We start from the raw sequence: 24,689 nt of genomic DNA, 5'->3' as shown, positions 1-24,689 counted from the left end.
AATGTAAAATATAAGACTGGAGGTCACCATGGAAAACAAGATGGAAGAGCGGATGAAATATCCGTCCGATGTGATGAAAGCCGTTCGAAAGCGATTGGGGACAAGCCCCGATTCCGCCGATTCGGACAGCCAAATCGAACATATGCTCAAGACGGAAATTATGGATATATACTTGGAATCCAAGGAAATCAGGGCGGACGGTCGCACAATTCGTGAAGTTGTAAACGACGTTTTCGGCATTAGCTTGGACACCATCTCCGCCAGCGGCGAGGGAAGCCTCGTTGCTTCTTATCCCGCGGATATTATGGAAGGGGTTCGCATGACGCTGAACATCGATCCGGCATCAGCGGAATTGGATACCCGGATCATGTCGATGAGCAAAACGGAAGTAATGGACCGATTCCTGGATGCCTACGGGAAACCGATCGCCGGTTCGGAAGTCAGGCGCGTCATCAACGAAATTTTCGGTCTGAACTTGAACGGACTCGCAGCGCTGGAAAAAGCCAAATTGTCAATCTTTTCGAAAGGGCAGTGGATGACGCGGAACAGCGGCGATATGATTGAGGTCATCACCGGAAAAGGCGATGTCGATGTCAGTGTCGGGGTTACGGACCATTACGAGGAAATCGTCGGAACCGATCAACTCCCGGAGGAGATTCAACGATTTATGAGCGACCTCGGTTTTGCATACATACCGGACAAGAAAACGTACTATTACTCCAATCCGGCAGGGGAGTCGGTTCCCGATTCTTTTAAAGGGCAGCTCATAGGAAAGCTTACCGCATATATACGCGATCATTTTACGGATTAATTGAAGGATTTATATTGACGGCATACAAATATCATGTTAGGATACCAAATATATCCGACTGGATTAATAGGAATATCGATGGTTGACCGGAACACCGGAAACATAGTACAGGGCCGCTAAGGCTGGTGCTATGTTTTTTTGTTTTTTTAAGAGAAAGAAATCGAAAAAGGTATGAGGATATGAGACGTCTATGGAGCAAGCTTTCGATCAAGTGGAGTATGGCTATGCTTTTTCTCGGTGTCAGCCTGATTTCCATGATCCTCGTGGGAGTCTTTTTTCACATCTACTACAGCCATACGGTGAAACAAGACTTTCATAAAGTCACTGACGAAGCGACCAAAAGGTTAAACGATCATATTGAGTTTTATTTGGAGCAGGTTTCCAGATCTACAAGGACATTGGCCGATTCGGACTTGATTCAAGCGTGGATGGACAAAAGCAGAGAGCTGAATTTGTTCGAGGTGGACGAAATAGAGACGCAGCTTCGCCGCAGCGTAGCTTTTCAATATTCGGAAGTCGTCGGCATATTTTTGAAGTCTGCCGATAACCGGGTCATCGCCGCGCCCAGCTTTAATTTTAAGGAGCCCGATTATATGGCGGAACCGTGGTATCATTTGCCCGTTCCGGAGAAAAGAGTACTGCTGCCTACTTACAGAATCAATTATCCGCAAAGCCAAGGGATGTCCGTGATTTCGATCATGATGCCTGTGTACAGTCGGTCGGATCTGACGCTCATCGGATGTGTTGTTATCGACTTGTCCCTTTCTGAAATCGAGACCACATTGGAACGTTCGAAGATCGGAAAATCGGGTCATTTCATGATGCTCTCGGATGACGATACGATCGTTTATCATAGCAACAGCGAGTGGCGGGGAACGAGTCTTACGCGTACGCCGCTGAGTGTGATTCATATTCCTCAGGAAGGAAGCGTCGGTACGGAGTTTTTTGAAGGAAAACAAATATTGGTTTCCGCACACAGCTCCAAAGCGACGGGATGGCGGGTCGTGGCGATCGTCCCGTTCGAGGAGATGGCCGGCGGCCTCAATACGGCCAAAAGCTCGGCGATCAGCGCTTTTGTCCTTATTGCTGTCATGGTTATTCTTATCGTCCCGGTTTTATCGAATTTGTTCGTCGAGCCCATCTTGCGTTTGGAGAGCAGCATGAACAAGGTGGCAGCGGGGGATTACGACACGAGGGCGGATTTTCAGCAAGGGAGCAACGAATTTCAAAAATTAAATAACAGCTTCAATAAAATGGTGCGGCAGCTCGAAGGGCAGCTTCATACTATAGCCGACTTGAAGCTTCAAGAGCTTCATGCCCGGTTGCGTCAGAAGGAAGCTTACATCCAGGCTCTGCAAAATCAAATTAACCCTCATCTGCTCTACAATTCGTTGGATGTGATTAAAAGCATCGGTTATCTCCATAACAATGAGCTTGTTGTCAGCATGGCGGGAAATCTTGCGGAGGTTTACCGATATACGGCGAAAATATCGGACTATGAGGTGACGTTGCGGGAAGAACTGACCATATTGGAAAAGTATTTGGAAATGGCCCGGATCCGGTTTCCGAAAAAGTTCCGAAGCGATATTACTGTGGACCCTAAATACTACAGCTGCCTGGTCATCAAACTCACACTTCAGCCTATCGTGGAAAATGCCGTCAAATATGCGGTGCATTCGGGGGATGGGGATACCGTTATTTCCATTCGTGTTTATGACGAAGTAAACGATCTTGTCATAGAAATTGCGGATAACGGCGACGGCATTCCGGAGAATACGAAATCGGAGCTTGTTAGCGACTTAAGGGCGATCACGATGAACGGGCATTCCCCTGAAATCGCGCGGAGAAATTCCCTCGGCATTTCCAATGTTCATTCGCGGATTTTTCTAAAATACGGCGAACCCTACGGGATCAACTTATCCTCCTGTCACGGCAGAGGCACCTTGGTATCAATCAGACACCCTCTTCAATTCGCCGGATGATGGAAGTATAAATTACCAATATATGTATCATAGTAAAGGGGAGCCTAAAACGAAAGGAGGCACCCTTGGTGGCTAATGAACAAAATAAAGCGAACCAGGCGCAAAATGCGGTGGAACATTCGCATAACGCGGTGGAGTCGGCATTGAATAATCCGACCGACCAGCAGGTCGAACAGGCGGAACGCTCGCTGCGCCATTCGCAAGCGGCCGTAAACCAGGCGCTCGAAAGTGGCAGCGACGAATCGGCTGCAAACTCTGCGGTCGATCAACTGGCGGAAGATCAAGCCGCGATGAATGACGGCGCTTCGTCCTGACGCTTGAAGTCCCAGAACCTGCCGCGCCGTTACAGGCCGTGCAGGTTTTTGTTCGTTGCATTCGTATGCCGCATTTTCATTGATTCCCCAGCGGGATAGGCGTACAATAAAGATTATGGCAAATTGCGCCAGAATGATGGTGTCTGCGAGCAGGCGATGGCCCCGGCGCCGCCGCCGTCCGGGTACAGGTTGGCTGCTGCGTCTTACGCAACGAATAAGGAGGACGATATGAAAGCGCAAGCGAAGGCAAGGCCCGTTTTGACGGAAGGACCTATCGGCAAGACGCTGTTTTTATTTTCGCTGCCGATACTGCTAGGCAACGTACTTCAATCGCTCAACGGTTCGATCAATTCCATCTGGGTCGGCAAATTTCTGGGCGAGACAGCGCTTGCCGCCACATCGAACGCAAATATCATCTTGTTTTTTCTGCTTAGTCTCATCTTCGGCATATCTATGGCCGCCGTCATTTTGGTCGGACAAAATCTCGGCGCGCAAAAAGTGGGAGAAGCCAAACGCGTGGTCGGGACCAGCACCGTGTTTTTCACATTGACGTCGATCATCGTCGGTGTAGCCGGCATTGTGTTTACCCCGCACATATTGGACCTGCTGAACACGCCGCCGGATGCGAAAGCAATGGCCGTCAGCTATACGCAGTTCATTTTTGCCGGCATCCCGTTTATGTTCGGTTTCAATCTGGTTATGGCGGTGCTCCGCGGTTCGGGCGACGCCAAAACGCCGTTTTATTTTCTGCTCCTGTCGACGATTTTGGATGTGGTGCTGAACCCGCTGCTGATTGTCGGGATCGGCCCGTTTCCAAAGCTCGATATCAGCGGTTCGGCCATCGCCACGTTTATCGCTCAGTTGATCAGCTTTGCACTGCTGCTTATTTATTTGTATGCGAAAAAATATTTTCTCCGCATCACAAGGGCAGACATCCATCTGCTGCGGCTGGATTGGCCGCTCATCGGGCTTTTGATCCGCAAGGGGCTGCCGATGGGTTTGAACATCGTCGTCATATCTCTCAGCAATTTGGTGCTGATCAACATCGTCAATGCTTTCGGCTCCGAAGCGACGGCGGCTTTCGGCGTGGCCAACCAAATTTCCAGCTACGTGCAGATGCCGGCGATGGCGATCGGAGGAGCGGTAACATCGATGGCTTCGCAAAATATCGGGGCGGGCAAATGGGATCGGGTTCGCCGGATTACATGGACCGGCGTCGCTTTTAACATCGGTCTGACGGGGCTCATCGTCGTCGTGATCCACCTGTTTAACCGCGAAGCGCTCGGCTTGTTTTTGCCCCTGCAGGGCAAAGCCATCGATCTGGGCATGCACATCAACAATATTACGTTGTGGTCGTTTATCATCTTCGGCATCTTCAACGTCGTCGCCGGCGTCGTCCGTTCGGCAGGGGCTGTGGTCGTTCCGCTTGTCGTTTCGTTTATTGCGCTGCTGCTGGTGCGGATTCCTCTGGCATCGTATTACGGTCATCAATACGGCTTCGATATGATCTGGTGGAGCTTTCCGATCAGCTTCGCAATCGCGGCGGTGCTGAACATATTGTATTACCGTTTCGGCAACTGGCGCAGCGCCCGTCTGATGGAGGCGGCAAGCCGCCCGTAACCAAACGCGGAATATCGTAAGTCATGTCAAATTCACTGGAAAGGACGAATGGCAATGAACTCCTTTACGTTCAAAAACCCGACCAAATTGATTTTCGGCAAAGGTTCGCTGGATCAGCTTTCCGCCGAAGCAGCCGGCCTTGGCAAAAAGCTGCTTCTCGTTTACGGGGGAGGCAGCATCAAAAGGAACGGCCTTTACGACAGCGTGCTGAATCATTTGCGAAGCAGCGGAGCGGACGTTTTCGAGCTGGCCGGCGTTGAGCCGAATCCGCGTCTGAGCACGGTAAAGCGAGGAATCGAGCTTTGCCGGGAACATGACATCGAGGGACTGGTGGCGGTCGGCGGGGGCAGCGTCATCGACTGCACGAAGGCAATTGCTGTCGGAGCTCGTTATGACGGGGACGTTTGGGACATCATTACGCGTCGCGTCGCTGCTTCGGCAGCTTTGCCGTTCGGTACCGTGCTCACTTTGGCCGCGACCGGATCGGAGATGAACAGCGGTTCGGTCATTACGAATTGGGAAACGCAGGAAAAGATTGGCTGGGGCAGTCCTTACACGTACCCGCAATTCTCCATTCTCGATCCCGAATTTACGTATTCGGTCCCGAAAGACCAGACCATTTACGGCATTTGCGATATCATGTCCCACGTGTTTGAGCATTATTTCAATCATACGCCCAATATTCCGGTCCAGGACGGCATGTGTGAAACGATACTTCGCACGGTCATAACTGCAGCGCCTAAACTGCTGAACGACTTGCAAAGCTATGAGCACCGCGAAACGATTTTGTACTGCGGCACGATGGCGCTGAACGGCATGATTAACATGGGCGTGCGCGGCGACTGGGCGACGCACAATATCGAGCATGCGGTCAGCGCCGTGTATGATATCCCGCATGGGGGCGGGCTCGCGATTTTGTTTCCGAACTGGATGAAACATGTGCTGGACGAAAATGTGCTGCGCTTTAAGCAGATGGCCGTGAACGTGTTCGGCATCAACCCGGATGGCCAAGACGACCGGACGGTCGCTTTGCAAGGGATAGAAGCGCTTCGCAGCTTCTGGACCTCAATCGGCGCTCCGTCGCGCCTGGCCGACTACGGCATCGACGATGCCAAGCTGGAGCTGATGGCGGACAAAGCGTCGGCGGGCGGACCGTTCGGCAATTTCAAAAAGCTAAGCCGCGAAGACGTACTTGATATTTACCGCGCCTCACTGTAAATCCGCATGATCTTCACAGCGAAAGAACTCCCTTGCCGCGTACGCGGGCTAAGGGAGTTTTTCGTTTTGGATCAAGAAGCAAGTTGAATTCCGTTATAGCGATACTCTTCCTTGTTTGTGAAGGTTTATAGGGAGGATAATATTTGTAATCGGTTAATGCCGAAGCCGAGACAAGGTGAACGATTTAAGGAGGAGGGAAATTAGGATGAGCCGACTGGAATCGATGCTGAAACAGGCATACGGTCTCGAACCTGCAGACGAAGGAACTAAATGAGATAAACGACATGATTCGGGAAGGAGAATGAGTTTGAATAACACGCCGCGGGATTTATCCGCTCTCGAGCTGATGGAGCTGCATATCGAAGCGATGTTTACACACGATACGAATGCAAGGCTTCGCACGATAAACGAACCTTGGCCGGGAGAAGCGCCTGCCCCTCGTTTTTTCTTGGGAAGAACTATAGATGGAGCGGTTTGTAGCCGTTTCCGGTATGATGTTCCGGATCGCCTTATTGCGCAATTGGAGACGTTGTGCGCCGACGAACCGATCGCCCGGGATTTCCGTACGAAACCGAAACATTTTGAAGCATACATGAGTCTATTACAAGGGGAGCGGTTTACGATGGGACCTTGCTTTCTCGTACCGAGCGAAACCGCGCCGATCATGCAGGTCGTCGGCATCACGCGGGAAAATATGACGGATCTATTAGGCGATGGATTCGAATGGCTGGCATCGGAAATAGACTACGCTCAGCCTTGCACCGCGTTAGTGTGCGAAAATCGGGCGGTCTCGATCTGCCGCAGCGTTCGCATCACCTCCGGGGCGCATGAAGCCGGTCTTGAGACCTTGCCGGAGTTTCGCGGAAAAGGTTATGCCGGTGAGGTTGTGGCCGGATGGGCAGCGGAGGTACGGAAATCGGGAGCCATTCCGCTTTACAGCACCTCGTGGGATAATACCGCATCTCAAGCCGTCGCCAGAAAATCGTCTTTATTTTATTACGGAGTCAATTTCACGGTCATTTGATTGGTCGCAGGGCAGCGACTTCCAAAGTCATGTTAAATCATGGGTGAATTCCCAGCGGACCGCTAGGCCCAATTGATTGTGTTTTGCTCTAAAATAATAGTATGCTTATGAGTAATAGATTCATTTTCCAACATATCGGGAGGACCCTTCATAATGAAAAAAAGCATAAGCCTGATTGCCGCGGCTGCCGTAGCTTTATCCATGACCGCAAACGCCGTCATGGCCGGGCCGGCAAAAACAGCGGCCGATTACAAGGACTTGACGAATCTGGACGCAGGCCTTAAAGACAAGGTGGATACGCTGCTGTCCCAGGGCATCTTCGAAGGGGTATCCGACGATAGCTTCGGCATAACGCAAAACATGACAAGAGCCCAGTTTGCAAAGGTCGCTGCGCTTATCTTCGGCCTCAAAGTCGACAATACGCTTCAAACCTCCAGCTTCTCCGACGTTAAGGCTGACGATGCCGCAAACGGCTGGGCCATACCGTATATCGAGGCGGCCAAAGCTGCCGGACTCATCGACGGAGTAACCGATACCACATTCGCTCCGGGCGAGCATGTGACCGTAGGACAGCTGGACACCGTTTTGGTCAAGGGACTCGGTAAAGCGGTTAATACTTCGGTACAGCCATGGTATGCGGATGCGGTGAAACAGGCGGCCGATCTCGGCATCCATCCCGTTGATAAAAGCGGCGGCGACGCAGCGAGCCGGGCGGACCTGGTCATAGGAGCCTATGGAGCATGGCAGGCTTCTCACGGACCAAAGAACACGGGCAAGGTTTCCGTTTCCTCCGTTCAGGCGTCCGGCGATCATGTCGTCAAGGTGACGCTTGACCAGCCGGTGGATACGGTTAAGGCAACCTTAACGCTCAGCAAAGACGGAACGGTGATCCCTGTGGATGTGGCCTGGTCCGGCGACGCAAAATCCGCTGAGTTGACACTAAAGAACGACGCTGCGCTCAGCATCGGTTATTACACGGTAACATTGGGCGGGTTGGACAGCTCGGCGATCCGATCCGCGACCGGCTCGCTCACGATCGGCACGACCAGCAATTCAGGCAATATCCAATATTTAACGGCGTCCTCTTACGTAATAGGCAACGTAATTGACAGCGGGATCACGGGATCGGCTACAGGGGCAAACGGGTATGCGACCAGAGAAGAAGCGGAAAATCCGGCGCTCAGCAAATTGGCCACGGAAGTAGTCATTAAAGCCAAAACGTCTTCGGGCGAGGAGATAGTGCTGCCCGGCCTTGTCCAGTCCGCCACTTCGACGAATCCGACGATCGTCAAGGCGGCTGTATCCGAGGACCACAAGGCCTATATCCTCGGCGTCAAGGAAGGTACGGCGACGATTAATATCATCTATGCCGCCGGTGACGACAAACGAAAGCAGGTTTCGATTCCGGTTACCGTGAAAAATGAAAGGGTGATGGTGCAAACGCTTGAGGCCAGAGACCTTTCCTTTAATCAGTACGTAACCACGGTAACCGGTAATGTGTATGCCGGCGCCTTCAATGCTTTTGAAAAGATGGACCTCAAGGCGGTCGATAATTACGGCAACGAATACGAGCAAGACGAAATCCAAAGCTATAACTTTGCTCTGGGCCTTATGTTCTTACCGGAGGATATTATAGGCGACACCGGCAGCGAGCCCGTAGGTACGGTGACGATCGACACCGACGGAACCGTTCGTGTCGTCGGCAATGTGACCCGCTTTACGCTGACAGCCACAACCCCCGAAGGGAAGCGGGTATCCTCCGACGTTTACGTTTATAAGAAACAAAAAATCGATGAAGAGGAATAACTCCGAACCGATCATAAAAGTCCCCGGCTTATTTGAGCCGGGGACTTTTGCAATAGAATAAGAATTTATAAGCCGGGCAGCCGGAGTATTAGTGAGATAGGCCGAGCATGTCCGCCATATCCTGCTGTGCTTCGCCAATGAGCTTGAGCCCGAACATTTCGGTCAGGACTTTCAGCACACCAGGGGTAATAAATTCCGGTGCCTTAGGCCCGATGCGGATGTCCTTTATTCCAAGACTGAACAAGCCGAGCAGGATGGCAACCGCTTTTTGCTCGAACCACGAAAGCACGATGCTGACCGGCAGGTCGTTCACGCCGCATCCGAAGGCGTCCGCCAGGGCTAGAGCGATTTTGACGGTCGAGCCGGAGTTGTTGCACTGCCCGAGATCGATGTAACGCGGAATGCCGGTATCGCCGACCGTACCGTAATCGACGTCATTGAACCGGAACTTGCCGCAGGACGTGGTCAGGATAACCGTATCGTTCGGCAGCGAGGTAGCGAGTTCACGGTAATAATCGCCTTCTTTCCCCGGCGCATCGCAACCGGCGATCACGAAGAAGCGGCGGATTTTGCCGTCTTTCACCGCCTGAATGATTTCCGGAGCGAGTCCGATTACGGTTTCGTGGTGATAGCCGGTAGTGAGAACCTGCCCGGATTCGATCCGCACGGCTGGCAAAGATAAAGCCTTTTCGATTAATGGGGCGAAATCTTCGCCAATCATTTTGGTGACACCTTCAAGCCCGGCCACATCATAGGAAAAAAAGCGGTCGGCATAAGCCCCTTTAATCGGCATGACGCAGTTGGTCGTCGCGAGGATGGCACCCGGAAACCACTCGAACAATTTTCGTTGATCGTACCATGCCTTGCCGATGTTTCCTTTAAGATGGGAGTATTTCTTCAGCTCCGGGTACCCGTGGGCGGGCAGCATTTCGGAGTGGGTGTACACGTTGATTCCTTTGCCTTCGGTTTGCTGCAAAAGCTGCTCCAGCGCGTATAAATTATGTCCCGTGACAACGATGGAATGACCTTCGATTTTGTTTTGAGACACGGTGACGGGCCGGGGTACGCCAAAATGCGACGTATGCGCCCGGTCAAGCACGTCCATAATTCGCACCGCTGCGGAACCGACCTTCATCGCCATGTCGATATGCTCCTGCAGGTTAAAATTCGAATTGGTCAGTGTCATATACAGCGCCTCGTGCGTGATGCGGTCGACCTCCGGATCGGAATAGCCGAGCTGTCTGGCGTGGGTGGCATAAGCTGCGATTCCTTTTAATGCAAAAACGATCGTATCCTGCAAGCTTGCGATAGTTTCGTCCTTGCCGCATACTCCGACCACTCTGCAGCCTCCGCGAGGCGTTTGCTCGCATTGATAACAAAACATGCAGCCATCTCCTTTATATTTGTTTTGTTGGTTTTCATTCACCTTCAGTATAGGGCGGCTTGATGTTGAAAGAAGTGAGGTAGATCACGCGTTAAGGATTTCGAAAGATCGGGAGAAGAGGGAAGGGGAGTATGCGGGAACGTGTCCGTGATGCACATCACTGCGGGAATCCGCTTTCTATGGTGTAATAGCATCAGCAGAATCGCAATTAAGTAAAGGAGAGGGTGAACATGCTGTCAGGAGTAATTCTCGCCGGAGGACCTAACCGTCGGATGGGCGGAGAAAACAAAGCTTTTCTCCTGGTGGATAATAAGACGATTGTCGAACGGCAAATTCGGGAGATGAAAAAAGGCTGCAGCGAGATCATCATCGTAACCAACGATCCTGCACCTTTCATGAAAACCGTGGATCGGAGCATCCGGATTATTACGGATTACATCCCCGGCAAAGGGCCGCTCAGCGGGATGCATGCCGGGCTGACCCTCGCCAAAAACCGGAATGTGTGGGTGGTCGGCTGCGATATGCCGTTCATTTCCATACAGGCCGCCATGCTGCTGCTTGAAAAGAAGGAGGAGGGGGTCGAAGCGGTCATCCCGTTTGTGAATCATATTTCATACCCGTTTCATGGCGTATTCGATAAAAGCTGCGTTCTGCATATCCTGGCTTTGCTGGATCAAGGGGAGCAGGAGCTGAGTCGTTTGCTGAAAACAATCGTCTGGCGCGAGCTCAGCGAGGCAGAATTTCATCGGTGCGGCATCGACTGCCGTTTTGTGAAGTCGATCGATACCCGGCACGATTACGACGAGCTTGCAGCCTGGTTCGAGTCCGTGAAAAATCGGTATTTGCGAATGGAAATGTAAATCCGTTATTTAGGTACCGTGAGCGTTACGGTGGTTCCCTGGCCGGGCTCGGAGCGGATGTTCAGCTGGCCGCCGACACTCCGGGCTCTTTCTTCCATGCTGAACAAACCTACGCCCGAGGAATAGGCGTCCGGGATGAAACCTTTGCCGCTATCGCTGACGACAACATCGATATGCGTTGCGAATTCCCGAACTTTAACGGAAGCCTTGGATACATCGGCGTATTTGCCGATATTCGTGAGCGCCTCCTGAATGACGCGATAAATGGTCGTTTCTTTGTTGCCCTCCAGCCGCTTGCGCAAGCTGCATTCGAAATCGACCTCAATTCCGTAATGCCGGGAATAATTATCGATGTAGGTACGAATGGCCGGAACGACGCCCAGATCGTCGAGAACGGAGGGCCGAAGCTCCCAGGCCAAACCGCGGACCTCCTCGATAATGGCTGCAGCGCTGTTGCGAAGGTCGGCGAGCTCGGAGCTCTGATGATCGACAAGAAGCCTGTCGATTTGAATAAGCAAAGAAAACAAGCTTTGTCCGATCCCGTCATGAAGCTCGCGTGAAAATCGCTTGCGTTCGTTTTCCTGCACCTGCATGACATGGGTCATCATTTGCTGCAGCTCCTGCTCGACCTTTTTCAATTGGGTCACTTCATTGCGGATCGCAAGGTATTGGTAGGGCTGCCCGTTCTTGTCAAGAAAAGGAACGATGGTCGTGTTGACCCAATAATAACTTCCGTCTTTGGCCCTGTTCTTGATCTCGCCTCTCCATATGCGGCCGGAAGAAATCGTATCCCATAGATCTTTCATGAATGTTTTGCCATGATAACCGGAGTTGATGATCCGGTGGTCCCGTCCGAGCAGTTCATGCCGCTCATATTTGGATATTTCGCAAAATTTATCGTTCACGTATTGAATTTTACCGCGCTGGTCGGTGACGGCTACGATGGAGGATTCATCCAGCGCGAATTTCAAATCGGAGAGCTGCTTGAGCGACTGCTTGAGCTCCGTACGGAACGCCGAATCCGCTATATGGGCATCGATCTGCTGCAGCAGATCGTCTACATATTGGCCGATCACTTCAGGATGCGCCGTCTGTTCTTTCTTATTCAAAATTCAGCAACCCCTTCTTGGCGGCGTATTTGACCAGCTCGGGCCTCGTTTTGAGCCCGAGCTTTTCCATGACGTTGCTTTTATGCGTTTCCACGGTTTTCACGCTGATGACCAGCTGCTCCGCAATTTCCTTATTGCTGTATCCTTTGGCGATCAGAGCGACTATTTCCTTCTCCCGATCGGACAGCAAGTCATAAGTCCCCGCCGTATCGCCGCGGTTTAGCATGTCCACATACTCGCCCATAAGCCGCTTGGTCGCGGTGGGGTAAAGGTATGCATCCCCTGCGGCAACCGTGTCAATTGCGGTCAGGAGCTCCTCATGAGGCGCGCTTTTCAAAACATAACCGGAGGCCCCCGCATGGATGGCGCGGAATAAATATTCGGCGTCGTCATGCATCGTGAGGATAAGAACAGCCGTATCCGGGAGAAGTTTCTTGATTTCGGCGGTTGCGGTTAGGCCATCTTTCCCGTGGGGCATGTTTAAATCCATCAATACGACATCGGGACGCAAAATAAGCGCCGCTTGAATCGCTTCGTTTCCGTCGGCGGCTTCCCCGACGACCTCAAGCTGTTCCTTGCTGCCCAGCAGCATTTTGAGCCCCGAACGGACTACGGCGTGATCGTCAACCAGCAAAATTTTGACCATATCCGGCTCCTTTCTTAAATTCTCGGCCGCTCGGCCGCTGCATTCCTTTCATCATAACAAATTGCTAAAAGCATGCAAAGATGTTACGCCATTCCTGTCAGATCGTTTAACTTAGCATTCAAACGACCCAGTTCCTCGTCCAAGGAAGCCAGATCGGAATCCTGATAAGGCAGCAGGGAACGCCGGCCGAACAGCAAAACGCCGATGATCTGATCAGCTCTCCTTATCGGCCGCGCAGCGGCGCACTTAAGCTGCTCGGACAACATAAACGGACAATCGAAACCGGTCTTGCCGTGTACGTCCCCGATCACGGATTGCCCGGTTCGCAAAGTAATTCCGGCGGGGCCTACGCCCGGCTTCAGAACCATCTGTTTATATCTTTCGCTCCGGTTCCCATAGACGTACCGCCAGCGGATTTGAGGCTCACGGGCGGTGTTGAACGAAAGAGCGGCCAAGTCGCTTGATGTCAAGTGAGACAGCCGCTCCAGTTCCTGTATGATTTGAAGCCCCAACACTCCCATGTTGACGGACCTCCCTCGGATCCAATAGGACAGATTGCCAATATAATTCCTATTGTACAGAAGCGGCATGAGTTTGTATCTCGGGGGAATCCCTGAAGTTCGGGTCGGGGAATTCCCTTGCAGGCTGCCGTAATATTCCCTGTGAAAAGGTCGGTAAGATATGGAAGGCAGTGTGATTTTCCTCACTTCCCGGTAAGGGTTTTTCCGCGAAAAATCAGGAAAACTCCCGATTATTGCGGCAGGCGCAATCGGATATGATGGAATTACCGAGAGTCGCGAGAGGAGAGGGTCGAAATGACGCCTGCGAAAAGTCAAATGAACGGCATTCTTGAATTTATTTCGAAGGAGAGCTTCGAACTGCTCAGAAGCATTATGTATACAAAGGACGTGCAAAAAGGGAAATATTTGTTCTGGGAAGGGGATCCTGCCGATAAGCTGTTTTTTATCCACTCGGGGAGAGTCCGCATTTTGAAAAGCTCGGACAGCGGGCGGGACTTGACGATGTATATTCACCAAAACGGCGACCTGTTCGGACAGGTGGATCCGTTTCAGGATTCGGTGCACGCCTTCAGTGCGGAAGTGACGGAGGATGCGCAGATCGGCGTCATTCAGCGGAAGGACCTGGAGGTGCTCCTTTGGCAGCATGGGGATCTGGCTATCGAGTTCATGAAATGGATGGGGCTCATGCACCGGATAACGCAGACGAAATTCCGGGACTTGATGATGTACGGAAAGACGGGAGCGCTTTGTTCGCTTCTGGTCAGACTTTGCAATTCGTACGGAGTGCCGCGCGGCCCGCATATTTATGTGGATTTGAAGCTTAACAATACGGAAATGGCCGATATGATAGGGGCGACAAGAGAAAGCGTCAACCGGATGTTGAGCGACCTGAGAAAAGAAGATGTCGTGGAGTATGAAGACGGGCATATTCTTATAAAAGATTTGGCCTACCTGCGGGACGTTTGCCGGTGCGAAAACTGCCCGAAAGAAATATGCCGGATGTAATCCGATCCGAAGCAGCGCGCCGGAATAAAATAGTTGAGGGAAACGGCTGTCGCTTCAAGCAGGTAGAGCTGCTTGAAGGACAGCCTCCAGCCTGTTGAAAAACCCAACAGGCTACTTTTTCGTTCAATATCTTTAACAAATTACCGCGTTAATATGTTATAATGTAAATATACTCTTAAGGCGGTGGATCCTATGCTTCGCTCTAATCCGAATGTCCAAAATGAATATGAATTGGTGTGTATCGAGGAACTGGTTCATCCAGATCATCCTCTTCGTAAAGTACATAAGCATATCGACTTTTCCTTTATTCTCGACTTAGTCCGTCCTTATTACTGCGAGGATAATGGACGTCCCTCGGCAGATCCCATCATGCTTTTCAAGATGCTATTGATCGGGTATCTTGACGGCATTCGCTCCGAACGACGGTTGGAAAGAGAGGTTTTCTCTAATAATGCTTATCGATGGTTTCTGGGGCTTGGGCTCAAGGATCGCGTGCCGGATCATAGCACCCTTAGCTACTTTCGTGAACGTCTTCAAGAAGGCGATGTACTTCAACAAATCTTCGACCGGGTCGTTCTGCTTGCTATTCAACATCGTCTCGTTGCCGGTCGGGTACTTATCACCGACTCAACTCATCTTAAGGCCAATGCGAATAAACGAAAGTTTGTTCAAGAGGAAGTAACCAAGAGTACGAAGGCCTACATGGAAGAACTGGACGAAGCAATTCGTGCCGATCGCGAGGCTCATGGAAAAAAGCTTTAAAGCCACGAGAGGAGGTGGAAGAAACCAAACTAACGAAGGTAAGCACAACCGATCCGGAGAGCGGTTATATGGTGCGGGACGGTAAGCCGGAAGGCTTTTTCTATCTCGATCATCGGACCGTCGACCACAAATACAACATCATCATGGATGTCCACGTCACTGCCGGCAATGTTCACGATTCTGTCCCTTACATAGAGCGTTTGGAACATATCATCAAGAAGTTTAAATTCGAAAAAACACTGGAAGCCGTCGCACTGGATGCAGGTTACTTCACGTCGCACATTTGCAAAAAGCTTCAAGACAAGAAAATATACGCGGTCATCGGAGGTAGAGCCTTTACCCCAGTTAAAGGATTAATGGCTAAGTGGCGATTTAAGTATGATGCGGAGAACAATGTGTATATATGTCCACAAAAACACGAATTGAAATATACGACAACGGATCGCGAAGGCTACAGACAGTATAAGTCGGATCCGAATCATTGTGCGAACTGCCCCATGCTCAAAGAATGTACCCGGTCCCGGAATCACCAAAAAGTCATCACCAGGCATGTATGGCAGGATAGTAAAGAGTGGGTAAAACAAAACGGTAGAAGCAAGTCCGGCAAATATCTCTACCGCTTACGATACCAGACGATTGAGCGAAGCTTCGCGGATGCCAAAGAGCTCCATGGGCTTCGCTACTGCCGGTTCCGCGGCCGAAACAAAGTGCAGCAGCAAGCATTACTGACTGCACTATGTCAAAACATTAAAAAGATCGCCAATATCCTGGCTAAAAGGGCCGGATAAGAGGCGATCTTCTATTTTTAGGGCTAAATTCAAAAAATGATCCTACAAAAGCCCCGAAAAACCGGGGCTTTGTCAACAATCTGACGGCTGTCGCTTCAAGCAGGTAGAGCTGCTTGAAGGACAGCCTCTTTTTTCTGCCGAAGTGGTCTTCCGGTCATAAAACGTTCACTTTCGCAGGCGGCGGAATGTGACCTTGGTCATAGTTGGCGCTAACTGTCCCCGGCTACAATGAGCACGTGATTGAAATCAAGCGGGCCAAAGGGAGGTAACGTTCATGGCAAAACCGCATCATGCGAAAATGACGAAAGATGAGCTCGGCAGCGTTCGGACAATGCAGACAGAGCATAAGGAATCATCGCTGAAGGGGACATTTGCTTCGGTCATGCTGCTCGGATTTTTTCTGGTGCTGACTTGGGCAGGAGCATTTGCGCTCTTCCTGCACCGAAATTAACGGTTATCGCTGAAAACTCGGGAAAGGAGTGAAAAGAAATGCACATTCATCGTTTGGAGAAAATTTGGCTGACTTTCGGCATTACTATGCTGGCCGTGTTTCTGGGCGTGGTCGGTGTCGGCGCTTTTGCGAACGGCATGCAGCCGCCCGGCGAGCACAGGCACACGGTAGATCCCGAGACGGTGCTGAAGACGGAGCCGTTTAACAACCCGGGGCTTCGAAAGATCGGAGATAACGAATACGAAGCCTATATGGTGGCTTTTGCGTTCGGATATTCCCCGGAAAAAATGGAAATACCGGCCGGGGCGACCGTTCATTTTCATATTACCAGCCCGGATGTGATTCACGGATTCGAGATTGTCGGCACTAACGTCAACATGATGGTCATACCCGGAGAAATCAACCATCTCACCTATAAATTTGCGAAGCCGGGCGAATATTTGGTGCTGTGCAACGAGTATTGCGGTGCGGCTCACGAAATGATGGCTACGACGATCATCGTGAAGTAAAGCTTGACGAAAGGGAGCGTTCCTCATGTCACCAAACAATCATCGATTCGACCGCGGAGACTCGCAGCTCGTGATGGCCCACATTTTATTCGCCTTCTTGGCTCTCCTGCTCGGCGGTATCGCCGGGCTGGCGCAAGGGCTTGTCCGCGGCGGCAACGTCCCGCTGCCGTTTGGCATCGGCTACTACCAGCTTCTGACTGCACACGGCGTTCTGATGGCGCTGGTTTTTACCACCTACTTTATCATCGGTTTCCTGTTTGCGGGACTGGCCAGAAATCTTGGCGGAGACCTGCTGCGCATCACGCGTTCGTTCGGTTGGCTCGGTTTTGGCCTGATGACCGTCGGCACGTTATGGGCGACGGTGCTCATACTGCTGAACAAAGCGACGGTACTGTATACCTTCTACGCACCTCTGAAAGCGTCGCCGTGGTTTTACGTCTCTCTGGTGCTGGTCGTTGTCGGCAGTTGGATGAGCGGGGCGGGAATGTTTATGAATTACCGCTATTGGAAAAAAACACATCCGGGCCAAGTAACGCCCATCTTCGTATTTATGACGGTGGTGACCATGCTGATGTGGATTATCGCGACCTTGGGCGTCGCCATCGAGGTGCTGTTCCAGCTCATCCCGTGGTCGTTCGGTTGGACGGAAACCGTCAACATTATGCTGAGCCGCACGCTGTTCTGGTATTTCGGGCATCCGCTCGTGTACTTCTGGCTGCTTCCGGCCTATATGTGCTGGTATGTGGTCATTCCGAAGGTGATCGGCGGCAAAATGTTCAGCGATGCGCTGGCCCGCTTGTCGTTTATTATGTTTCTGCTGTTTTCGATTCCGGTCGGCTTCCACCATCAGCTGATGGAACCCGGAATCCCAAGCGTATGGAAATATGTTCAGGTCGTTCTGACCTTCATGGTCGTCGTCCCCTCTCTGATGACGGCGTTCTCCTTATTCGCCACCTTCGAAATGCACGGACGGCAGGTCGGAGCCAAAGGTTTGTTCGGCTGGCTGAAAAAGCTTCCTTGGAAAGACGTACGTTTCTTCGCCCCGTTTATGGGCATGCTGGTCTTTATTCCTGCCGGTGCCGGAGGAATCATCAACGCCAGCCATGAGATGAACGCCTTGGTTCATAACACGTTGTGGGTGACGGGACATTTTCATTTGACCGTGGCTACAAGCGTGGCGCTGACGTTCTTCGGCATTGCGTACTGGCTGATTCCGGCTGTAACGGGACGGGTGCTGACTCCGCGCATGCACCGGATGGGGATCGCTCAGACGATCGTATGGTGCATCGGCATGTTTTTCATGTCGGGCTCCATGCATACGGTCGGCCTGCTCGGATCTCCCCGACGGACGGCGTACACCACGTATCAGGATAATCCGGACGCGCTGGGTTGGATTCCTTATCACGTGGCGATGGCTGTCGGCGGCACGATTCTTTTCATCGCCGTTGTGATGATGATCTTCAACATCGTCAAACTGATGCTTCTGCCGAAGGCGGCAGGAGCTCCCGAGCAATTCCCGATCGCCGAGACCGGCGATGCGGCGGAGAAACCACCTGCGATATTTGAACGCTGGGGTGTATGGGTGGGAGTGCTGGCGGTGCTGATTTTGGTGGCGTATACCGTGCCTGTCATGGACCTGATCGGTAACGCCGGCGTAGGCTCCAAAGGATATCGAACGTGGTAAGGCATAAAGCTGGGACTGTCCTCAGATGAGGGCAGTCCTTTTGCATTTTGATATTTGAATAACGGTAGGCATCCCGGCAAGGGGACAAATGCCCATAAAATGGGCGTTTGAATCAGTAACAAGTGCGGAGTTTTCGCCATAAATTGGAATCATGTTTCGATACCGTTCCACGTTTCCTTGGAACTCTGGTCATTATCAAAAAAATTAATTTGGAGGTTTTTTAAAATGAATGAATTCCAAAATGAGCTTCAACAGTTGAACGTTTCCCCGTTTCAGGCAGGCGAGATGACGCCTTGGAATGGAGAAGTCCCGCAGTATGCGGGCCAGATTCCGGAAGATCCGTCGCGGCTTTGCGTCGGCTTCTGTACCGGCTTCATCGGCTTTTGCACTGGATTCTGCGGCGGTTTTTGCGGTGGCTTTTGCGGAGGCTTTTGCGGAGGGTTCCGCTGCGGTGGCTTTTGCGGAGGATTCCGCTGCGGAGGCTTTTGCGGCGGTTTTCATCGCTGCGGCGGTTTTTGCGGCCCCCGCTGCCGTTAAGTCATTCGCCTGCGGACAAAAGCACGCTCCTGACAGCGATGAGCTGTCAGGGGCAACTACATATTCCCGGCAAGGCATGTGGGACGAATAGGCGTACATATGATAGGAAGAGCGGATGTTGTAACAAATTGTAAAATTTCATAGACAGGAGGACTGAAATGGCCGCATTGACCCCATCTGCGCGACCGAAGGTAAAGGTCGACACATTTTTTCTCCCGGTTCCAAACGACGGCGTCTATTTTCGCAACAATCTGGGCACGTTTCGAATGGAAGGCGAGATGATCGACCGGTGGATTGAAAAACTGATCCCAATGTTCAACGGGGAGCATACATTGGCGGATTTGACGAACGGATTGCCGAACCCTCACCGGGACCGGGTGTATGAAATTGCCGAGGTGCTGCACCAAAAGGGCTTTATTCGAGATGCGAGTCAAGAACGTTCGCATCAATTGACGGATGCCGTCGTCGATAAGTTTGCGGCACAGATAGCTTTTTTGGACAGCTTCGGCGATTCCGGCGCATACCGGTTTCAGGGCTATCGCCAGACTGCGGTGCTTGCGGTCGGGTCCGGCCCGTTTTTCGTGTCGCTGGTATCGGCATTGCTTGAGTCCGGTCTGCCCGGAATCCGCATGCTGATAACGGATTCCGTGCCGACGAATCGGCAGCGGCTCAAGGAATTGGCGGAGCAAGCCCGGCAAGCGGATCCCGAGGTGTTTCTCGAAGAAATCACTTTGGAGAAAGCGGGGGAGGACGGCTGGCGAGACGCTCTGCAGCCGTTCCCGGCGATTCTGTATGTGTCTCAGGATGGAGACGCCGAAGAGCTCCGGCTTCTGAACAAGCTTTGCAAAGCGGAGAAGAAAATGTTCCTGCCGGCAGTATGTCTTCATCAGACAGGAATGGCGGGACCGGTTGTCTACCCGGATTCTGACGGATGCTGGGAATCGGCATGGCGTAGGGTGCACCAATCAGCCGTTCATAAGGATCCGGAGCTGCATGCCTTTTCGTCTACAGCAGGGGCCATGCTGGCCAATTTGATCGTATTCGAATTGTTTAAAACGGTTACCGGTGTATCGGAGAAAAGAAATTCGTTTTATTTGCTTGATCTGGAAACGTTGGAAGGAAGCTGGCATTCATTCATACCGCACCCATTGGTACATGGTTACAAGGCGGTCCAAAGGGTTCATTTGTCGAACTTGCGGCTTGACGGGGGAACGAACCGAAGCGCTTCAAGCACATTGCTGGCTTATTTTAATCGATTGACCTCGGCTCATACGGGGATTTTCCATATTTGGGAAGAGGGCGAATTGCACCAGCTTCCGCTCTCTCAGTGCCGCGTCCAGGCAGTCGATCCGCTGGCAGCGGGACCCGCCGGACTGCTGCCGGAGTTCGTCTGTTCGGGTCTGACGCACGAGGAGGCGCGGCGGGAAGCGGGTTTGTCCGGGATTGAAGCGTATGTATCGCGGCTTTCCGGCATGCTTCTAAGAACGGAAGAAACGGTCGGAATCGGAGCCGGGGAAACCGCCGCGGAAGCGGCTATTCGAGGCCTGCAAGCCTGGTTGTCCAAGCGGTTGGCCCTGGAACCGGCGATTCGGAAGCAGCCTGTCGCGCGGGCGCGGATAAGCCGGTTGGAGGATAAGCGATGCCGGTTTTATTTGGAGTCGTTGACCGTGATGAGAGGGGCGCCGGCGTTAGCTCTAGGGAAAGATTTGTGCGGGTTCCCTGTCGTTTGGGTAGGTGCAGGCGATAAATGGTACGGCAGTGCCGGCTTGAACACGACCTTGGCGCTGCAAAAGGCGCTGAAAGCGGCACTGTATCACGCGCAGAATCACTCCGAATGCCGCACGGCACAGACGCTGGAAGCATCGTCCGTTCATCTTGGCAGCGAGGTCGCGGTTGACGTTGCCGTCCCGGCCATGGAAGCCGCCACAGAGCCGAATGTTTTGCAGGAAGCGCTGCAAATTGTAAAGAGGAACGGCAAGCAGATTTACATCGTGGATCTGGCCGTGGAACCGTTTTTGCAAGAGGGCCTCGAAGGAGTGTACGGCGTTATGCTGCGAGAGGAGGGGTCCCGGTGAACAAAACGGTCGCCATTATCGGCGAAGGGCAGCTCGCGGACTATGTCTGCGAAGAGATGTCCGGCATATGCCGAATTGTACGACAAAGCGATTTTAAGGGAGGGGTGCCGGAAGCGGCGGATTTCGCGTTAGTGCTGCACGATACGTGGCATCCTTCCGTTCATCTCGAGGCGGAGGAGCGATTTAGGTCGGCGGGCATTCCGTGGCTGCGAGCGTTCGTTGCCTTCGGCGAGGGTATCGTGGGGCCGCTGAGTCGCCCCGGTATATCCGGGTGTTCGCAATGTGCCGACACCCGTCGGCTTCTCGCGGGACGCGACCGCAGGGAGATGTGGGCGCTGCAGCAGCGGCTGGCGGAAACCGGGGGAATTCCGCGCGACGCTTGGGCATCGCGTACGGGCCTGCTGCAGATGGCGTACCTTCTCGCCGCGGAGTCGCAAAAGGCGCTTCTGGGCCAGCGGTCCCGCTGTGAGGAACGGATGTTTTTCATAGACATGAAAACGATGGGCTGCTCAAACCACTTCTATTTGCCGGATCCGCTGTGCCCCGTTTGCGGACGATTGCCGGATGACACGCCTGCAGATGCCCGCGTTTCGCTCGGTCCAAGCCGCAAGATCGGCGAGAATAGTTACCGCTGCCGCCCGCTCAAGGATTTGAAGCGTTTTCTGGTCGATGATTATCTGGATTACAAGACCGGTTTCCTCAATGGAAAAATGATGGATCTCGTTTCGCCTTTTGCCGATGTCAGCGTAAATCTCCCGATATTTGCCCACGATGAAGTTACGGCAGGACGAACGCATTCCTATGCGGAAAGCGAGCTTACCGCCATTATGGAGGGGCTGGAGCGCTACTGCGGCATGACGCCCCGCGGTAAAAGGCCGACGGTCACGGGCAGCTATCGCAATCTGGCGGACCAAGCGCTTGATCCCGTCACCGTAGGCTTATACGCGAAAGAGCAGTATGAGCGGCCTCAGTTTCCGTTCAAGCCGTTTCATCCCGACGAGCCAATCGAATGGGTTTGGGGTTATTCGCTGCTCGGACAAAAAGCGATTCTCGTTCCGCAGCAGCTCGCCTATTACAGCTCGGGCTGCGGCCAAGGATTCGTCTATGAAACGTCCAACGGGTGCGCCCTCGGGGGCAGTCGGGAGGAGGCTATTTTCTACGGCATCATGGAAGTGGTGGAAAGGGATTCGTTCCTGCTTACATGGTATGCGCGGCTGCCGCTCCCCAGGCTCGACCCCCGTTCCGCGAACGATCCGGAGCTGGAGCTCATGATCAGCCGGCTCGAGACGGTGGCGGGCTTTGATTTGCACTTGTACAACGCGACTATGGAAAACGGCATCCCCAGCATTTGGGCGATAGCTAAAAACCGGAAACCGAAGGGAGTCAACCTGATATGCGCGGCCGGAGCTCATCCGGATCCGGTTCGTGCGGTAAAAGGCGCGGTTCATGAATTATCGGGGATGATGCTGACGCTGGACGAGAAGTTCGAAGCGAACCGGGGACGGTATGTGCAGATGCTCCACGACCCGTCGCTCGTACGCGGGATGGAGGACCATTCGATGCTGTACGCACTGCCGCAAGCAGAAGAGCGGCTGCGGTTTTTGCTGGAGGAAAACCGCCCTCTGCGAACGTTTCAGGAGGAGTTTAACCGGATGCCGGCTTACCCGGATCTGACGGATGACTTGAAGGACGTCCTTCAGGCGTTCCGCCGGTTGAACCTCGATGTGATCGTGGTGGATCAGACGACTCCGGAACTGAAACGAAACGAATTGTACTGCGTGAAAGTACTGATTCCCGGGATGCTGCCGATGACGTTCGGTCATCATCTCACCCGTGTGGCGGGGCTGGAGAGGGTGCTCAAGGTGCCGGAGCTGCTCGGTTATGCGAAACGCCCGCTTTTTCCGCATGAGCTCAACCCGCATCCGCACCCGTTCCCATAACAAACGCGAAAGACGATGATTTCGACTCGGCTGCCGCAATCGCCTTAAGGAGGGAGAACGATGAGTCTGGAAAAATTCGTGTTCGATCTCCATGCGGATACTTTCGAGTCCAAACCGCCGGATTGGGAGATCGATTGGGACGACGCGCCGCTTACATATAAGCTGTACCGCAGACGGCCGGTCGTACCCTTGTCCCCGGAAGTGCCGCTGACGCTGGCCGGATTCGAATCGCCCGCCGGTCCCGATCTGTCAGCGATAGGCCATCTGCTTTGGCATGCATACGGACTCGGTCGGCTTAGCCAATACGCGCCTGCGAATTCCGTGCCATCGCCGACGGAGCCGCTGCAGTTATATCGGCGATTTGTTCCATCCGGCGGTGGACTGTATCCGAACGAATTATACGTATATTTGAAAATAGCGGACGTACCTGCCGGCATTTATCATTATGATGCGGCTCACCATCGGTTGGCTTCGCTTCGTGAAGGCAATTTTGATGATTATTTGTCCCGGGCTTTGGGCAACCGGTGCGATATGCCGGGTTGTTTTGCCGCTGTATTTGTGTCGGTTATGTTTTGGAAAAATTTTTATAAGTACAACAACTTTGCCTATCGACTGCAAGGACTGGATTCGGGCGTACTGATCGGGCAACTGCTTGAAGTGGCGAAACGGTTCGGATTCGAATCGGGCGTATATTACCAGTTTCTGGATCGGGCGATCCATCATCTGCTGGGAGTGACTGAGCGGGAAGAGAGTGTGTATGCGATTGTACCGCTTTCAACGGGGCCTGCGGCATCTTGGTTTCATAATCAAGCAAATGGGGAAAAGGCCGTTTTCGCATCCGATTTGTGCCGCGAGCTTCCGGCCGTTCGGCACGAACACTTCGTGAGGTCGCAAAACGTGAAGGAGTACCCGATGCTGGCCAGAATGAACGAGGCGTCGATGCTGGATCGGGCGGATTCGTTTCGATGCGTCGAAGCGGCGGGATTTGTTGAAAGCGGGCTGCAGGCCATATATATGCCCTCAGTGAACCGGCTCTCGTACGATCTGGCGACAGTTTGCCGAAAGCGTTATTCGCCCGAAGGGGAGTTCGTGCTAAGCCATATAAAGCTGGCGAATGCGGCCGCTCTGCTGCGGGAGGCGGCCGATTCCTTGGATTATCACAACGATTTGAACGAATCGCCCGATAAGGTTACGAACCGTTTATCCTTGTATTGTTGTTTGTATAATGTCGAAGGGATTCCGGACGGCGCATATCGCTATGACCGGGCAACTCATTCGCTGCGAAGAATACTTCCCGGGGATCACCGGCCGCGGCTGCAGCAGGGGATGTCCCTGGACAACATCAATCTTTTCCAAGTGCCGCTCTGCCTTCACGTGGCCGGAGACAGAGACCATCTCAAATCCGTACTGGGGTACCGGGGATACCGTATTCAGCAGATGGAAGCGGGATTGCTGGTACACCGCCTGCTGCTATCGGCAGCCGCCGTCGGAATGGGAGGCCGGCCTCTGCTCGGATTTCATTCGGGCTTATGCGATGAGATTTACAAATTATCTCCGTCAGGAAAAACCAGTCTCATCCAAATCCCGATCGGATATTACCGTCAGAGGCCGCGGTTGGAAGGAAGCTTGCACAGCTAGCGAAG

The 24,689-nt window shown here is 52.7% G+C and carries 21 protein-coding genes; 17 read left to right on the top strand and 4 right to left on the bottom strand.

Annotation, left to right across the window (positions count from 1 at the left end; all coding sequences use genetic code 11):
* Positions 1-28 precede the first annotated feature (28 nt).
* The 7 genes from MYS68_RS11850 to MYS68_RS11820 all read left to right on the top strand — a co-directional run bounded on the left by MYS68_RS11850 (position 29) and on the right by MYS68_RS11820 (position 8,775).
* Positions 29-811 carry a hypothetical protein gene (locus MYS68_RS11850; RefSeq protein WP_248926036.1) on the top strand — a complete coding sequence of 261 codons (783 nt, stop codon included), beginning with the start codon at positions 29-31 and terminating at the stop codon, positions 809-811.
* A gap of 179 nt (positions 812-990) precedes the next feature.
* Positions 991-2,793 (top strand): cache domain-containing protein, encoded by a 1,803-nt coding sequence (locus MYS68_RS11845; protein ID WP_248926035.1) that lies wholly within the window; start codon positions 991-993, stop codon positions 2,791-2,793.
* A gap of 68 nt (positions 2,794-2,861) precedes the next feature.
* Entirely contained in the window at positions 2,862-3,107 is a 246-nt protein-coding gene (locus MYS68_RS11840; RefSeq protein WP_248926034.1) for a hypothetical protein, read from the top strand.
* 228 nt (positions 3,108-3,335) lie between these two features.
* Positions 3,336-4,727 carry an MATE family efflux transporter gene (locus MYS68_RS11835; protein WP_248926033.1) on the top strand — a complete coding sequence of 464 codons (1,392 nt, stop codon included), beginning with the start codon at positions 3,336-3,338 and terminating at the stop codon, positions 4,725-4,727.
* A gap of 54 nt (positions 4,728-4,781) precedes the next feature.
* Positions 4,782-5,945: an iron-containing alcohol dehydrogenase gene (locus MYS68_RS11830; protein WP_248926032.1), complete on the top strand. Its 1,164-nt coding sequence runs from the start codon at positions 4,782-4,784 to the stop codon at positions 5,943-5,945.
* 301 nt (positions 5,946-6,246) lie between these two features.
* Positions 6,247-6,969, top strand: a complete 723-nt coding sequence (gene aac(2')-IIb, locus MYS68_RS11825; protein WP_248926031.1) for a kasugamycin N-acetyltransferase AAC(2')-IIb — start codon at positions 6,247-6,249, stop codon at positions 6,967-6,969.
* 153 nt (positions 6,970-7,122) lie between these two features.
* A complete protein-coding gene (locus tag MYS68_RS11820) occupies positions 7,123-8,775 on the top strand; it encodes an S-layer homology domain-containing protein (RefSeq protein WP_248926030.1) in 1,653 nt (550 codons plus the stop codon).
* Between the two features lie 88 nt (positions 8,776-8,863).
* Here the strand turns inward: MYS68_RS11820 and hcp are convergent, their stop codons facing one another.
* Positions 8,864-10,159: a hydroxylamine reductase gene (gene hcp / locus MYS68_RS11815; protein WP_248926029.1), complete on the bottom strand. Its 1,296-nt coding sequence runs from the start codon at positions 10,157-10,159 to the stop codon at positions 8,864-8,866.
* A gap of 230 nt (positions 10,160-10,389) precedes the next feature.
* On the opposite strand from hcp, the gene mobA reads away from it, so the two are divergent.
* Positions 10,390-11,019, top strand: coding sequence for a molybdenum cofactor guanylyltransferase (mobA, locus tag MYS68_RS11810; RefSeq protein WP_248926028.1), 630 nt, complete (start codon positions 10,390-10,392; stop codon positions 11,017-11,019).
* 5 nt (positions 11,020-11,024) lie between these two features.
* Here the strand turns inward: mobA and MYS68_RS11805 are convergent, their stop codons facing one another.
* The 3 genes from MYS68_RS11805 to MYS68_RS11795 form a co-directional block, all read right to left on the bottom strand.
* A complete protein-coding gene (locus MYS68_RS11805) occupies positions 11,025-12,128 on the bottom strand; it encodes a PAS domain-containing sensor histidine kinase (protein ID WP_248926027.1) in 1,104 nt (367 codons plus the stop codon).
* Entirely contained in the window at positions 12,121-12,774 is a 654-nt protein-coding gene (locus MYS68_RS11800; RefSeq protein ID WP_248926026.1) for a response regulator, read from the bottom strand. The genes MYS68_RS11805 and MYS68_RS11800 overlap by 8 nt, the downstream gene beginning before the upstream one ends.
* Positions 12,775-12,857: 83 nt before the next feature.
* A complete protein-coding gene (locus MYS68_RS11795) occupies positions 12,858-13,295 on the bottom strand; it encodes a GAF domain-containing protein (protein ID WP_248926025.1) in 438 nt (145 codons plus the stop codon).
* A 294-nt stretch (positions 13,296-13,589) separates the two neighbouring features.
* Here MYS68_RS11795 and MYS68_RS11790 point away from each other — a divergent pair, with 294 nt between their 5' ends.
* The 9 genes from MYS68_RS11790 to MYS68_RS11750 all read left to right on the top strand — a co-directional run bounded on the left by MYS68_RS11790 (position 13,590) and on the right by MYS68_RS11750 (position 24,684).
* The gene (locus tag MYS68_RS11790; protein ID WP_248926024.1) at positions 13,590-14,300 is read left to right on the top strand and encodes a Crp/Fnr family transcriptional regulator; all 711 of its coding nucleotides are present in this window, start codon (positions 13,590-13,592) and stop codon (positions 14,298-14,300) included.
* 192 nt (positions 14,301-14,492) lie between these two features.
* Positions 14,493-15,850, top strand: a protein-coding gene (locus MYS68_RS11785; protein ID WP_248924449.1) for an IS1182 family transposase whose coding sequence is annotated in 2 segments (ribosomal slippage) — positions 14,493-15,057 and positions 15,057-15,850 — 1,359 coding nt in all. Because the reading frame shifts where the segments join, the coding sequence is not laid out codon by codon here.
* 274 nt (positions 15,851-16,124) lie between these two features.
* Positions 16,125-16,301, top strand: coding sequence for a cytochrome c oxidase subunit 2A (locus tag MYS68_RS11780; RefSeq protein ID WP_420852112.1), 177 nt, complete (start codon positions 16,125-16,127; stop codon positions 16,299-16,301).
* 38 nt (positions 16,302-16,339) lie between these two features.
* Positions 16,340-16,810: a cytochrome c oxidase subunit II gene (locus MYS68_RS11775; RefSeq protein ID WP_248926023.1), complete on the top strand. Its 471-nt coding sequence runs from the start codon at positions 16,340-16,342 to the stop codon at positions 16,808-16,810.
* 25 nt (positions 16,811-16,835) lie between these two features.
* The gene (locus tag MYS68_RS11770; protein WP_248926022.1) at positions 16,836-18,494 is read left to right on the top strand and encodes a b(o/a)3-type cytochrome-c oxidase subunit 1; all 1,659 of its coding nucleotides are present in this window, start codon (positions 16,836-16,838) and stop codon (positions 18,492-18,494) included.
* Positions 18,495-18,719: 225 nt separating this feature from the next.
* A complete protein-coding gene (locus tag MYS68_RS11765) occupies positions 18,720-19,031 on the top strand; it encodes a heterocycloanthracin/sonorensin family bacteriocin (protein ID WP_248926021.1) in 312 nt (103 codons plus the stop codon).
* 158 nt (positions 19,032-19,189) lie between these two features.
* The gene (locus tag MYS68_RS11760; RefSeq protein ID WP_248926020.1) at positions 19,190-21,106 is read left to right on the top strand and encodes a putative thiazole-containing bacteriocin maturation protein; all 1,917 of its coding nucleotides are present in this window, start codon (positions 19,190-19,192) and stop codon (positions 21,104-21,106) included.
* Positions 21,103-23,046: a TOMM precursor leader peptide-binding protein gene (locus tag MYS68_RS11755; RefSeq protein ID WP_248926019.1), complete on the top strand. Its 1,944-nt coding sequence runs from the start codon at positions 21,103-21,105 to the stop codon at positions 23,044-23,046. The genes MYS68_RS11760 and MYS68_RS11755 overlap by 4 nt, the downstream gene beginning before the upstream one ends.
* Positions 23,047-23,106: 60 nt before the next feature.
* Positions 23,107-24,684, top strand: a complete 1,578-nt coding sequence (locus tag MYS68_RS11750) for a SagB family peptide dehydrogenase (RefSeq protein ID WP_248926018.1) — start codon at positions 23,107-23,109, stop codon at positions 24,682-24,684.
* Positions 24,685-24,689 lie beyond the last annotated feature (5 nt).

Source organism: Paenibacillus hamazuiensis (genome assembly GCF_023276405.1).
Lineage (GTDB): Bacteria > Bacillota > Bacilli > Paenibacillales > NBRC-103111 > Paenibacillus_AF > Paenibacillus_AF hamazuiensis.
Note: the sequence above shows the minus strand (reverse complement) of the source record. Positions and strands in the feature narration are given on the sequence as shown.